A 15032-nucleotide genomic window follows, 5' to 3' on the forward strand; every position below is an offset into this window, starting at 1 on the left:
TTACATTTTCAACAATCTTACCTTGTTCTTTCATATCATCTATCATATAGTCAAAGTCATCACTTAGTAGACCTGTTGTGTCATTGTTCATATATAAAACATAAACTTCTTCAAGTGCTTTTTCGTCATTGATACCTTTTTCTATGCTCACAAGTGCTTTTATAAAATCCTTGTAGTTATCATTCATCATTTCTTCTAAGTTTTCTCTAATATCTTTGTATTCCATAATTTCCTCCTTGTATTAAATAAGGAGAGCTTTTAGCCCTCCTCTATCGTTCTTGTCCTTTTTTACTTTTTTCTTGATTTCTATCTTTTTCTTCTTCTGATTTTAATTTTGATATTTGTCCCAATATTGATGGTTTCTCTTCTCTTGCGTGAAGATTATCCTCTACATCATAAGTTGATTCAAAGTAATCACTATCTTTAAAATCATTGTCATACCTATCTGGTATTCCATCATTGTCAAGATCTTTTGCTAGTGGATCATAGAAGTTTCCATCATCATCTATTTCTAGTCCTAGTGCTTGTTTTAAATCTTCTTCATCTACTGATACCAGATCATCAAAACTTGACATCTTTATGGCTTCAGTCATATCTTTAAGAGCTTGTGAATTGGATATATCTTCTTCTACAAAAGATTCTGTTCTAATAGCTACATTATCTACATACTGAGTCCATGTTTTTTCTTCCAAATTTACCTCATATTGAATAGAGTGCTTCCCATCAGGTGTTTCTGTATAAGCAAGTCCTATATGGCTTAAATCAGGGTATAGTTTGTCAAAGTCTTCATAACTATTAGATTCTGAAAACTCGTAGTTAGAATAATCGACTATCGCCCTCTTTAAATTTTCTAATAATGGTGATTGGTTTTCTAATTCTTCGACTTCTCCCATATCTAAAAGTTTATTAATCTCAGCTAGTCTTAGTATCTTATCCCTTAACTCATCTGCTCTTTCAAATGGTTTTGTCAATTCTACTTTGGCATTTTCTAAAGATTCTTTATAGTTTTGAAGATTTTGATTTAATCTTTCAAGTCTTGCAGGCATTTTTTCAATGGCATTATCAAGCCTTGTTATATTACCATCAGTAGAGTTTGAAAACTCTCCGAAGTATTCGGCTTTTCCTAAAAGTTTAAAGGTATGAGTATTAGTCATAAAGTTATATGAAACTTGTAAGTCTAAATTTCTATATTTACCAATAACCTTGCTATCATTTATCTTTACCTTTTTTATTTCTTCTAATAGCTTCTCTCCAGCTTCTTTCTTATCTAAAATTTTATTTGTCCCAAGACTGATTGAAGTGAATTTACTATCTCCTTCTCCTAATTTCTCAACACTTGCAATATCTTCTTTAACTGCTTGTATTTCCATTTCAGTTTTTAAAATACTTTGAGGATAAATTTTATTTACCTTATCTTCAAGCTTATATTTATTAGACTTGTAGTTTGATTCCAACATTTTTAGTTTTGTAACTTCGTTATCTAAATCCATCTTTTCTTTAATTAAAGGATTACCAGTAGCTAAAGCCTTAATTTCTGAATAAGATAGACTTGCCTCATCAACATCTTCAGCAACACGCACAGGTGTCTTGCTTGTCATTATTTGTGATATGAATTTCTGCTTATTCTCTATTGTCTGCCACAAATAAGAATCAAAGGTATTCTCTGTGACATATCTAAAGATATTTACCTTATCATTATCATTACCTTGACGAACAATTCTACCACTTCTTTGCTCTAGGTCAGACGGTCTCCATGGGACGTCTAAATCGTGTAAGGCTATTAATTTGTTTTGTACATTTGTACCTGCTCCCATTTTTTGAGTAGAGCCTAATAATACTCTTACTTCTCCTCTCCTTACTTTGGAGAATAATTCGTCTTTTTGTTTGTCTGTATCTGCTTCGTGGATAAAGGCTATTTCATCTTTTGGTATTCCCATATTCACTAGCTTATTTCTAATATCATCATAGATATTAAATTCTCCATCTCCTTTTGGTGTGGACATATCCGAAAATACTAATTGAGTCGATGAATTTTCTTTTGTCTTATCCCAGATCGAAAAGATATTTTTAACGCATACATTAACCTTTGAATTAGGATCATCGGGAAGTAGTGGATTTATTAATCTTTGGTCAAGAGCAAGTTTTTTACCATCATTTGTAATCTTTAACATATTATCTTCTGTTGGCTCGACCTGGTTATTTCTAACTGCGTCAGCTCTTTCTGAAATAGCTTCTAATATTTCTTTTTGTTCCTCAGTAGGTTTCGTTTTAATAACTTCAAAATTTGCTTCTGGCACTGGCAAATTTAACATATCTGAAGTCTTTATATCTGCTACTTCTTTAAACATAGACATCAACTCTGGCAAGTTATAAAACTTTGAAAATCTTGTCTTTTGCCTATATCCTGTGCCTTCTGGAGATAATTCAAAGGTGTTTTCTGTTTCTCCAAAAGTAGAAGCCCAAGCGTCAAAATGTTCTAATCCCCTTGCCTTTAAATCATCATACTGAAGGTATCTTTGCATGGTATAAAGCTCTGTCATTGAATTTGATATTGGTGTACCAGTAGCAAATACAACGCCCTTTCCATCTGTCATTTCATCCATATACCTACATTTCATATACATATCCGAAGACTTAAAGGCTTCACTTTGACCGATACCCGCAACATTTCTCATCTTGGTATGCAAGAATAAGTTTTTGTAATTATGAGCTTCGTCTATAAATAACTTATCTACTCCTAGTTCTTCAAAGGTTATTACATCGTCTTTTTTAAAGTCATCATTTAATTTTTCAAGTCTTACCAAGAGTTTCTTCTTTGTCTTTTCCAGTTGTTTTACTGTGAAATTTTCTCCTCTATTTCTTTTGTTCTCATCAATAAAGGAAACTATATCATCTATTTGGTCTTGTATATGCCTTACCTGGTATTCCTTGGACATTGGTATTTTTTCAAATTGAGAGTGTCCTATGATGACTGCATCATATTCTCCTGTTGCAATCCTACCAATAAATCTTTTCCTATTTTTTGGTTGAAAGTCTTTTTTATCTGCCACCATAATATTTGCTGACGGATATAATTGCATAAACTCTCTCCCGATTTGAGTGATTAGATGGTTAGGAACTACAAATAATGATTTACTTGCAAGTCCTAACTTTTTAGATTCCATAGCAGAAGCTACCATTTCAAAAGTTTTTCCTGCTCCTACTACATGGGCAAGTAGTGTATTTCCACCATAAAGAGTCCTTGCAATGGCATTTTTCTGATGTTCTCGAAGTCTGATTTCAGTATTCATTCCATCAAAAGTTAAGTTAGAACCATCAAATTCTCTATTCCTAATTGAATTGAATTTTTCATTGTAAATTTTTTCTAGCCTATATCTTCTATCAGGATCTTCAAATATCCAATTCTTAAATTCTTCTTTAATCAGCTCTTGCTTTTGACTTGCAAGCATAGTTTCTTTTTTGTTTAATACAGAAGTCTTAGAACCATCATCATTTATTACTTGGTCAAATACCTTTGTATCTTTTAGATTAAGAGCATTTTCAATTAGCTTATAGGCATTCACTCTACTTGTACCATAAGTCATGTTAGCAAGGTCATTAGTCGAGTCAACACTTTTACCTTCAATATTCCATTCACTTGTATGTGGCGAAAACCTAACATTTATATTCCACCTATCATAACCTGGCGTTTTTAAAAGATTAAAAGTAAAGTCTTCTATATCTTTTTGAGGTATCCAAGTTGCTCCTAACCTTACATTTATATCAGAAGCAGTGAGTTCTTCAGGCATAACTTCTTGTAATTTTTCTCTTTGATATTTGAGCTTGCCTAACTCGTTTAATAATGTATCTTTCTTTTCAGAAGGTGCTAAATCTATTACATTTTCAATTTCTCCTATATATGAATTGAGATAACCAATCTTTTCTCTAATATTGCCACTTAGATACTCATCAGCCGATACATATGAAAAGTGAAAGGGATCGTCATTATTAAAGTTTTCAAAGGGCATTCTGTTATTTATTAGGTCTGTGTCCTTAATATCTAAAAAAATCTCGCCCTCAAGCTCACCAATTAAAGTATCCCTATCTTTATTAGTGATAGATTCCATATATTCAAAATCTACATATCCTTTTTGTGAAACTGATAAAACTAAAGCTTCAAGAGAAGTATCTACATGGTCTACTACCTTTGCCTTTGTTATTGTTCTTTTTGAGAATATATCACTCTTAGCTTTGAAATTATCCTCATCATCAAGTATTTCTATTGATGAAACCAAAGAAAAGTTTGAGTCTTCCTTTAAGGCTCTAGTGTTTGATAAGGAGTTAATAAAGCCATGTTTCTTTGAAAAGTTATCATAGACCTCATTTAACTTTGCTTGTGACTCTTCTATTTCTTCGTCTGAAAAATCGTCCTTTTGCTTTTCTATTACATCTTTTAAAGCATTCATTACATCAAGATAATCTTTTATCTTTTCTTTATTTTTATCTGATATATTCTGCTTAATTAATACTGAGTTTTCTCTTAGGTAGACTTCTTCATCAATGATGGTATAGGAAAAATTCTTAACATCATCTGTTGCTGGAAGACTTAATTCTTCATCTTCCAATAGCTCGACTTCTTCATATTTTGAGTTTGAAGATATTTCCTTACTTGCAAGATCCATTAAATCTTTTAGATTTTCGTCTTCTTTTTCATCACAAGTAATAGTATTTCCAAATCTTCCAGATATTTCTTTCATATCCCCTAATACCATCTGAGGATTATCTACAAAGTATTTATTGTAGGTCAAACCTTTATTATCAGTTGCTAGATGAATCCAATCGTCATCTCTTTCTATAACTGAATCTCTCTTTTTTAAGAAAATAATATCTGAAGTAACTTCTGTGCCAGCAAGTCCTTTAAATGTTGTATTAGGAAGCCTCATAGCTCCTAAAAACTCACATCTTGCATTAATATATTTTCTAACGGATTCATCTTTTTTATCCATAGTTCCAGATGAGGTTATAAAGGCAATAATTCCTCCATTCCTTACCTTATCTATTGACTTTGCAAAAAAATAATCGTGAATCAGAAAATTATTTCTGTTATATTCACGATCGTTAACTTTAAAATCTCCAAAGGGAACATTTCCTATTACCAAGTCAAAGAAATTATTTGAGAAGTTTGTTTCTTCAAAGCCTTTAATTTGAATATTAGCTTCAGGATAAAGTTCTCTTGCTATTCTTCCGCTTAGACTATCTTTTTCTACTCCATAGACTTTAGAGCCTTGTATTTCACTTGGCATATTACCAATGAAGTTACCAACTCCTGCAGCTGGTTCAAGAATATTTCCAGTCTTAAAACCCATATCTGTTAGAGTCTTATATATTCCATCCATTACCTCTCTAGGTGTATAAAACGATGTTAAGGTAGACTCTTTAGCATTTAAATACTCTTCATTTGTTAGATTTTCTTTTAAAATGTTTCTTGCTTCAAGCCATTGCCCTCCCTTTTCTTCATCGAAGACATCGGCAAGACCTCCCCAACCCAGATAATCAGCCAGATATGCTTGTTCATACTCTCTTGGACTCCTATTTTCATTTTCAAGTCTTTTTAGCATTTTAATAGCTTTGATATTTTTATCTAGTCTTTCTGATGGTGTAAGGTATTCTGAGTAGATATGATTTTTCAAGTCATAATTTCTAGCAAAACTTAGTCTTTCCTTATTAGGTTCATAGCCTAGATTCTTTAAATCTTCTTTACCCCTCAATAAGTTTTCGGCTGCTTCTCTTGGAACATTGTATCTATCCATCATTTGGTCAATTTCAAGATTGTGGTTATCTATAAAGCTTTCTTGCTCTACTTGTCTTTCAATTTGTTTTTCATGCTCAGATAATTTGTATATCTCATAATTTCCACTATCTAAAAGGTCATCAATCTTTCTACTTTCTTCAAATGTTTCACCCTTATATAAAGGATATTCTTCCCCATTAATTTCTACTTTAGTTCCAGTTTCAATCAAGTTAATTCCATCAAAGATCTTCTCATCTTCTAAAATAAATTCTTTTCCAACTTTTACTGCTAGTTTTTCTGATGTTTGACTTAGATTTTCAAAGATTTCTTCAAGGTATGAATCGTTTCTATATGGAATTACTTCCGAACCCCTAATCATACCTCCCATGTATTCCATATTATCTCTAATGGTTACAGTTTTAAGTCCTCCACTTAGTTCATCAAAATCTGTAATTGTAAAGTCCTTATCTTTATATCTAACCTGATCGCCTATCTTAAATTTAGGCTCTATCTTTTCCTTAATTTCTTCTTGTAGAAATTTTTCCTCACTTAGGGCAACTTGTTCTTCTAAATATGAAAATTCACGCTCATTTACTTCTTCACCATCACCAAGATCAATCCTATAGTGTTCGACAACTTCGCCGTCTACATAGTGGTCAAAATAGAATTTGAAATATCCGATATAATCATCTGTCATTTCTCCAAATTCATTTTCTCCAAGAGTTTGATTATGGTCTTTAACATCTATATCTTTTTGTCTTAGGACATTTATTAATTCTTTGGTTACTATCTGTCCACTATAATCAGGAACTAATTCGTGGTTTTCATTAAATTCTACAATCCAATAATCTTTTCTATCTTCAGTGTTTTTGCCATCAAAAAAAGAAGCTTCATCAGCTTCCTTTTCTTGGCTTATTTCATTTTCTAAGCTTCCACGTATTCCTTGATTGCCATTCTCTTCACTGTTGCCATCAAGTTGTTCATCTGTCCTTGGTATTGCTCTGGATTCTCTCTCATCATCTTCTCTGTCAATCCTTGTGCTTTCATCATCTTGACTTTCTCTCTCTTGATAAAGTCCACTGCCTGATTCTGAATTTCCTTCAGGTGGTTCAAAAGTGTTTTCTCCTCGTACATTTTCTGAAGTTTCTTCCAGTTCTCCATGTCCTCGCTCCCTACTAGGTAAGACAGTCTTAGAACTGCGTATGTTGGATTCGGAAATCTCTCCATAAATTCCAGATCCTTCTCCATCATGTCCAAGGTTTTCTCTTCGATCTTCATCGCTATTTCCTCTGTCGCTTCCATCTGTGAAAACTCGTCCATCTCTACTTCTTGACCTATCATCTCGTCTATATAAATCATCTTGACCTCCTCTATCTTCATTTATATTTTCTATATCTCTATTATAGTCGGCACCGGCCCTTTCTGTCAGCAGCCTAGCACGATCCATTTCCTTAGATTTTTCTATTGTGCTATCTATAATATCTTCGCTAACCCTTGATATTACAAGACCTATCTGTTCTAAAGAAATTGTATTTATCCTAGAAAAATTATTTTTTAAATTTTCCATATCCATAGGATAGACTGTATTAAACCTATTAGCTACCGCATAGGATATTGAGTCTCTAATAAATTTTTCAAAGCTAAGTCTATCCTCTATATCTATCCTCAAATCAGCAAGAGCCAATTTAATGTATTCATCTCCATAAATTCGACTTAAAGAAAATATATTTTCATTAAGTGAATCACTAGATTCAAATGAAAAATCTCTTATTATTTCTTTTAAAGCCTCGTTATGGTTTTCGTGGTCAAACTGCCATAAGCTAACCTCATTAATATTCCTATTCATTGATGTGGTCTGACTAATATCAAAAATGTATGAAACTTTTTTGTTTATATCACTTCCAACTAAAATTGGAATACCCTTTTGCCCCCTCATAACAACTCTACCAAAATATTTCTTCCACATATCAAAGGTCGCACAAGCTCTAGCTTCAGGTTCCTTGTTATATATACTTAACTGGCTTGAAAAATCATATTTCTGATTATTGCCTATAACTTTTAATAGCTTTAAATATTCTTTTTCATCTTGTAACACTTCATACTTTATAGCTTCTTGTATATTCTTAAAATCATTTACTTGCATTCTCTACCTCCATTCTATAAATTTCTTTTATAATAGCCATTAAAACATCAACCACAATAGAATTGCCGGCCTGCTTATATAGTTTACTTGAAGTACAATTTTTTCTTCTTGGATGCACTTCTTCTAATTTATCCATATCACTATCATCAAAACCCATGAGTCTTAAACATTCTCTTTCTGTTAAATACCTATATTTACCATTTCCAATATCTATTATTCCTGAATTAGGAACTCTCATCTGTTTTGTAGAAATAGTATAAGAAAAATCTTTAATCACTTTGAGTCGCCCTCTAAAACTATTATCTATGCCTTTATTTAAAGATTTCAGCATATAAGGTTGGGTCATTGTATAAAGTTCACTTACATCCTTTTCTAAAAAATCACTTAGTGGTCTTGTTTCTTTCCTCTCCAATTTATTAAAAGAAAAGTTATTTGCTCCAAGACATGAAACAACAAATATCCTCTCCCTTTTTTGAGGTATCCCAAAGTCCATTGCATTTAAGATTTCATACTTGCTTTCATATCCAAGGTCTTCTAGATCCTTTAGATAAATAAAAAAGGAGTCCCTCATATTTCTATCAAGGACTCCCTTTACATTTTCCCAAATTATCCATTTAGGTTTTTCTTTCATTTCTTTAATTATTCTAATGGTTTCAAATAGTAGGCTTGATCTAGTTCCTGAATTCTTTACTCCTCCTTGCTTTTTTCCTATTCTTGAAAAGTCTTGGCAAGGACTTCCATGCATAATTAAGTCTATCTTTTCATTAGGACCTTTATATCCTACTACTGATTTTGGCTTATAATCTTCTCCATAAAGTGCGTTGTATGATTTAACACAAGCCTTATCTATTTCTACATAATCAACAACTTCATAAGGTATCTTTAAATTAACAAAAGCCTTTCTAATAGCACCTATGCCACCGAAAAGCTCTAGTATTTTTACCTTATTCATTTAGATTATTCTTGTACCTATCTACAAGCTCCCTTATACTATCTTCTATTTCTCTTAAAAAGTCTTCTTTATCAACTTCGCCAGAGCTAATATTTGCAAGTTTCATTTCCCATTCAGATGTTGTTTCTGCCGACTTAAACTTATCCTCTACAATTGATACAAGCCTATTGCCTTTTTCTGTTACAAGTAAATTTTTCTTATCTCTTCTTATAAGGTCCTTATGGATAAGATTTTCAATAATTCCTGCTCTTGTAGCTGGTGTTCCTAAGCCTTTTCTCTCTACTTCTATATCTTTATCCAAGGATTCTACTCCTGCATTCTCCATAGCCTTTAAAAGTGTATTTTCATTATAATGACTTGGAGCTTTGGTAAATTTCTCCGATATATTTTTAGAAGTTAGCTTAATTTTATCTCCAGTCTTTACATCTGGTAATTCATTTTCTTGTCTTTCCTTTCCATAAGCCTTTAGGTACTTTGTATAACCTTCATCGATTATAGTCTTGCCACTTGCATTGAAGTTAAACTTGTCATATTCATATCTGATTTTTCTACTAGATTCCTTTAAGTTATCCGAGCATGAAGCAAGTAATTTATCCTTAATTAGATTATAGATTTTGCTTTCTTTATCAGATAAATCTTTGGATTTTCCAATGCCTGATATAGTAGGAATAATTGCATAGTGGTCTGTAACTTTAGATGAATTAAAAATAGACTTGAAATTTGATTCATTGATTTTAAAATCTTTTTCAAGTCCTTCTAATAATTCTTTCATAGTATTAACCATGTCATCGGTTAAATATCTACTATCTGTTCTTGGATATGTGATTAGCTTCTTTTCATATAAAGCTTGTGCCAGATTTAAAGTGTCATTTGCTGAATATCCAAAATATTTATTTGCTTCTCTTTGTAAGGTAGTGAGATCATAAGGCTTATCTGGTTTTATAATTATTTCTTTATCTTCTACCTCTGTAATAACTATTTCATCTTCTAGCAAGTTTAAAAGTTGCTCTGCAACTTCAATTCTATCAATCCTATCTGATACAAGCTTCAATCCTCCATAAGATAGGTCAACTGTATAATATTTTTGCTTCTTAAATAGGTTTATTTCACTATCCCTTTTAGCTATCAAATATAGAGTTGGTGTTTGTACTCTACCAACTGAATATGTTTCCTTGTAAATGCAAGAATAAAGCCTACTTAAATTCATTCCTACCAGCCAATCAGCAATTGCTCTTGCACTTGCTGATCTATATAAGTCTTCAAAGTTTTCCCCGTCTTTAAGATTTCTAAAGCCATCTTTAATAGCTTTGTTTTCCATTGAAGATATCCAAAGTCTTTGAATCTTCTTCTTACATTTAGCTTGATTATATACAAGCCTGAAGATAAGTTCTCCTTCTCTTCCAGCATCACAAGCATTTATAACTGTGTCGATGTTCTTATCGTTTAAAAGTTTTTTCAAAACTCCATATTGTTTTTTAGTGTTTTTAGATACTTCATAAATATATTCCTCTGGGATTATAGGAAGAGTGTCTATTGTCCATTTCTTCCATTTTTCGTCTATCTTATCTGGACTTGCCATTTGAATTAAATGACCTACACACCAAGAAACAATGTATCCATTCCCCTCATAATATCCGTTTTTTCTTGTTCTTGCTCCAATTACTTTTGCAATTGTAACTGCTACACTTGGCTTTTCTGCTATTACTAATTTCATTCATACCTCCATAAATAAAAAAAGAGCGAAAGATTTCTCTCTCGCTCAAAGTTTTTCTCCCGAATAATATATTATTTTCGGGAGAATTCTATTTACTTATTAATTTCTTTTTCTAGTTCTTGAAGAACTTTTATAATCTCTTCAAAGTTTGGATATTCTCCATATATCATTTCTGACATAGCCTTATAATCTTTTTCTATTTCAGAAAATCGGTAGTCTCTTGGGACTAATTTTAATCTACCATTTAATGCATCTTCATACTTTGCCCACTTCCTAGGATAAAATTTCATTTTAAATTCAGTCACTTTCTTTAATAACTCCTTGTCATCTAAGGCTTTGTTCTTAAAATCTGAATTTGCTATTTTATATAGGTCATAAAAGTGTCTTGCATACCTATGTGGCATAGGAGAAGATTCTGGTCTATTTGCTTCGTGGTGTAAAATAGTTGCCTTTTCCCAAAAAGTTCTCTCTGGTGATACTGTTCTTATATTAGTTTTTTCTTTAAATACATTTGGATATGCTTCACTGATTATTGGTGAAATTTTAACTCCAATTGCAGGTGTCCATGCTGCAAGACTTCCTATTTCGAGTCTTATATTTTGTGTCAAATAATTAGATTCAAAGATTTTAGGATATTTACATAGAATTGTTTGTGGATCAAGAGTATCAATCATAAATTCAAAGTCCATGTCCTTGAAATCTTGTTCTAAGACTTTTAATAATTCATCTCTTAAAAAGATTTCAGTCTTTTCATTGACTTCTTTGTTGAATTTATCCTGTTTAGTATTTGATCTTTCTAACCAAGGTTCTTTTTCTTCGTAACCTAATACTCGCCAATCTAAGATTAGATCTATATCTTCAGAAAATCTTTCTATAAGTCCAAAGCATTTTGAAAGTGATGTTCCTCCTTTAAAGGTAAAATATTCCCTCCATTTGTTTTCATTAAATAGATAATCTAAGATAAAAGTAACCCAATAGTCCTTTTCAATAACTGCCTCAGATATATTTCTCTTTCTGGCTGTATTTACCATTAAAACTCTTAAGTCTTCTTTGTTTTCTATATAAAACTTATTCATTTTTGCCCTCACAAATTTCCCTTATTACTTCATATATCCATGCAGGAACTGATTTTGATTCGTTCATTAAGTCTGTTCTTTCTTTTTCACTTAAGTTTTCTCTTATCTTTTGTATAACTTCGTCAGTTATATTTTCTTTGCCCAAAGATTTAATTGCTTGAATCACAGTCGCTGTCTTCAAAGACATATTGGCAATTTCTCCTGGATTTACTTTTTTAAATTCTAAAACCGTATCCCCAATTTTATATTCCTTATATCTGCCACTAGATATATATTTATAGTGAGTTGGTACTTGTGTTGAAAGTCCTAATAAGTTTAAGGCTGTGCTATTATATGGTGCAATATTCCAATTGTATTTTCTTGCTATGGCAAGTGCTAATTCGTGAATTGATACTGCTTCGTACTCTCCAATTAATTCACTATATATTGGATTATAATAGAATCCATTAATTACTCTTTTTATTTTATTTTCACTAACTAGTTGATTTAAAGTTCTACGAACAGTTTCATTTCCTGCTATATCTAAGAAATCATTGTTTATAAAAACTTTTCTGTTATCAAAATCATTAATTCTATTTTTTATTTGATCTAAATAGGAATTCATTTTGCACCACCTTTCTCCCGAATATTGTATCATATTCGGGAGAAATAATCAATTTAGATTAAATTTTCATATCCTTATAATAGTTCATCGTCATCATCATCATCTAGTGATTCTTCATTACTTTCTTCATTGTCAGATTCATCTTCTGACTCACTAATATAATCCTCATCATCTTCTTCAAAGTCTTCCAACATTTTATCTTCCTTAGCTTTGACTACTTTAAAATAATATCCTGCTCCTACAACTCCTCCAATTACAAGTGCAACAATTAGAAATGAACCTATCCCGCTTTTCTTTTCTTCTTTTACTGGAACAGTCTTAGGTTCTTCTTTTTTACTTCTTCTTTCTTAGGCTCTTCAACCTTTATAGTATTTTTATCTTCTGATTCTATCATATTAAGTAGGTCTTGTTCTCCTACTTCTGTCAATAGCCTTACATTATCTTGGTTTGATGAGTGATCCACTATTAAGTGCATAGTTTTTCCACTTTTAGTTTGAAATGTTAAAAATTGTCTTACATCTACTGGATTTTCTTTATCTTTTTCTGTATCTCCACTTGGTGTAATATCTTTTCCATTCTTATCTACATTTTCAATTACTGAACCTCTTGCCTTATTTTCCCCAGTCGCAAGATTATTTACTGCCTTTGTATTACCACCTTTTACAAGTGGTGTTTTCTTAGGAGGATTATTTGAATGCTTATTTGCTTCACTTGTATTTCCTGGTATTCTTGGAACATCTTGATAAGGAATCTCTTCTTTTGATGGTGTAAAAACATCATCTTTCAACATTTTTTCAAATTCTTCTTTTTGTGGTTCATAGATTGATTCGTTTTGACTTTCTATTTGCCCTTCATTTGTCATTGCAAATGTAGTTGCTGGTACTGTAAATGTAAAAAGGAGTAACGCTATGGCTACTCCTCGTTTAATGCTCATATTCATTTTTCTATCCTTTCTTATTTTACATTTTTAAATACATAGACTGCTTTTCTAGCATTGTCCCATTCTATTGTTTGGTTTTTACCATCTTTAATATCTCCATGACTTGCTCCAAAAGCTTTAGCAATATTTGAAATTGAAGCATGAATTCTTCCATTTATAATCACTGGCTTAACATCTGAATTGTAGACCTTTCCATCTGAATCTTTCATAACACCAGTATCAATATTTAGTCTTAATGTCTTTTTAGCTAGGATATTATTCTCTTTATTGGAGAAAATAGCTTCACGAGTAGAGTTGTCATACTCAACATTAAAACCTAGAGTATAGGCAATATATCTTACTGGAATCATAGTTCTTCCTTGGTCTACATAAGTCTTCACATCCATATAGACTGTTGTCTTACCATCTTTGTTGATAATGTTATAAAAGTTTTTATCTACTTGAAAAACTGCAAATTCTTTTTCATCTTTAACTTGTTTTTTATCTCGTCTTTCTTCTTGCTTTTTCATCTTGTTAAGATCAAATTGATTTAGAATGTTCTTGTCATCAGCTTTCAAAAGTTCGTCCCACTTCTTATCTTGAGATTTCTTATCTTCTTTCTTCTCTTTGTTTTCTTTTTGGAGTTTTAGAAGTTCATCTAATTTCTTAGATAAGTCTTGGTTTAGATTTTTGTCTTTTTCATCTTTAGATTGTTTTTCAAGTTCTTCTTTCGATTTTTTATTTACTTCCTCGATTAACTTCTTTGCTTCTTCGATTTTCTTATCTAATTCTTCTTTTAGCTTTTTAATTTCTTCTTCAGAAGCTTTTTGTTTTTCTTCTAGTTCTTTAATCTTCTCTTCTAATTCTTTTTTTGTATTTTCAGAAGATTCTTTTAAACTATCAATAGCCTTTTGAAGCTCTTCAATTTTCTTACAGCATTCTGACTTAGAATTTTCTGTCTCTTTCTTTTTAGACTCGAGGTCTTTTATCTTAGCATCTTTTTCATCAAGAGTTTTTTCTAAGTCCTTAATTTTATTATCTTTATCCTCAATTACTTTAGTCTTCTTTGCAAGCTCCCCTTCTAAAGACTCAAGCTTTTCTTGCATTTCTTTGGTTTTATTTTCGTTTTTATCGGTCTTTTCTTTCTCAGCTTCTAACTCCCATTTTGTAGATGAATAATCCTCTTTTAGTTTTGCATTTTCATCTTGCAATCTTTTTAATTCATCTTTAAGCTGAGTAATTTCTGCTATTAGTTCATCATTATTAGAATTTTTAAGATCCTCAATTTCTTTATTCAATTGAGCAATCTTATTATCTTTATCTCTAATCTCTTCTTCTAACTTAGATTTTTCTTGTTTTAAGTTCTCTCCATTATCTTTGCAAGATTCTAACTTTTTCTTTAATTCATCTATCTTTGATTGGTCTTCTTGTTTCTTATCATTTAAGTCTTTGATCTGATTTTCTAAATCATTAATATTACTTATAGAACTTTCTATCACTTTTTTACTACCATCTGTATCATCAGCTTTAGCTAGTACATTAGTAGTTGAAGTTGATGTTAAAACTAATAAAAGAGCCATAAAAAAGGCTCTTAGTTTGTTCGTATTAAATTTCTTCATTATGAATGTTCTCCTTTTCTTTTAATTTTTCTTCTCTTTTTCTATCATTGATTTTCTCCATTAATTCTTCCAAGCTAATATTGTTCCTCCTAAGAGTTACAATTATTTCTTCATTTTCAACTTGTATTTCTTCATCGCAAATTTCCTTGTATTTTGCATTTAAATCTTTTAATTTCTCTTCTATTTTTTTCTTTTTGTTCCTAATACTTATAAGTTTTCTGTTCACATAATATCT

At 31.2% G+C, this 15032-nt stretch carries 6 protein-coding genes and 3 pseudogenes; all 9 read right to left on the reverse strand.

Annotation, left to right across the window (positions count from 1 at the left end; all coding sequences use genetic code 11):
- Positions 1 to 226 (reverse strand): annotated as a pseudogene (locus tag HGAG_RS10850) (DNA-binding protein); the annotation flags it as partial.
- Between the two features lie 43 nt (positions 227 to 269).
- Positions 270 to 6107, reverse strand: a pseudogene (locus HGAG_RS07300) (helicase-related protein); the annotation flags it as partial.
- A gap of 1792 nt (positions 6108 to 7899) precedes the next feature.
- The gene (locus HGAG_RS07305; RefSeq protein ID WP_019118540.1) at positions 7900 to 8865 is read right to left on the reverse strand and encodes a DNA cytosine methyltransferase; all 966 of its coding nucleotides are present in this window, start codon (positions 8863 to 8865) and stop codon (positions 7900 to 7902) included.
- Positions 8858 to 10579, reverse strand: coding sequence for a DNA topoisomerase 3 (locus HGAG_RS07310; RefSeq protein ID WP_019118541.1), 1722 nt, complete (start codon positions 10577 to 10579; stop codon positions 8858 to 8860). Before HGAG_RS07310 ends, HGAG_RS07305 begins: the two co-directional genes overlap by 8 nt.
- A 92-nt stretch (positions 10580 to 10671) precedes the next feature.
- Positions 10672 to 11655 (reverse strand): nucleotidyl transferase AbiEii/AbiGii toxin family protein, encoded by a 984-nt coding sequence (locus HGAG_RS07315; RefSeq protein WP_019118542.1) that lies wholly within the window; start codon positions 11653 to 11655, stop codon positions 10672 to 10674.
- A complete protein-coding gene (locus HGAG_RS07320) occupies positions 11648 to 12259 on the reverse strand; it encodes a DUF6088 family protein (protein WP_019118543.1) in 612 nt (203 codons plus the stop codon). The genes HGAG_RS07315 and HGAG_RS07320 overlap by 8 nt, the downstream gene beginning before the upstream one ends.
- A 74-nt stretch (positions 12260 to 12333) precedes the next feature.
- Positions 12334 to 13199: pseudogene (locus HGAG_RS10855) on the reverse strand (CD1107 family mobile element protein).
- 14 nt (positions 13200 to 13213) lie between these two features.
- Entirely contained in the window at positions 13214 to 14797 is a 1584-nt protein-coding gene (locus HGAG_RS07330; RefSeq protein WP_019118544.1) for a stalk domain-containing protein, read from the reverse strand.
- Positions 14784 to 15023 (reverse strand): hypothetical protein, encoded by a 240-nt coding sequence (locus HGAG_RS07335; protein ID WP_001080402.1) that lies wholly within the window; start codon positions 15021 to 15023, stop codon positions 14784 to 14786. Before HGAG_RS07335 ends, HGAG_RS07330 begins: the two co-directional genes overlap by 14 nt.
- Positions 15024 to 15032: the final 9 nt, after the last annotated feature.

This window comes from Anaerococcus obesiensis ph10 (genome assembly GCF_000311745.1).
Classification (GTDB): domain Bacteria; phylum Bacillota; class Clostridia; order Tissierellales; family Peptoniphilaceae; genus Anaerococcus; species Anaerococcus vaginalis.

Excerpts from the sequence above, each read along its gene's own strand:
- HGAG_RS07305 (WP_019118540.1), bottom strand. The coding sequence starts at position 8,865 with ATGAATAAGGTAAAAATACTAGAGCTTTTCGGTGGCATAGGTGCTATT.
- HGAG_RS07310 (WP_019118541.1), bottom strand. The coding sequence starts at position 10,579 with ATGAAATTAGTAATAGCAGAAAAGCCAAGTGTAGCAGTTACAATTGCA.
- HGAG_RS07315 (WP_019118542.1), bottom strand. The coding sequence starts at position 11,655 with ATGAATAAGTTTTATATAGAAAACAAAGAAGACTTAAGAGTTTTAATG.
- HGAG_RS07320 (WP_019118543.1), bottom strand. The coding sequence starts at position 12,259 with ATGAATTCCTATTTAGATCAAATAAAAAATAGAATTAATGATTTTGAT.
- HGAG_RS07330 (WP_019118544.1), bottom strand. The coding sequence starts at position 14,797 with ATGAAGAAATTTAATACGAACAAACTAAGAGCCTTTTTTATGGCTCTT.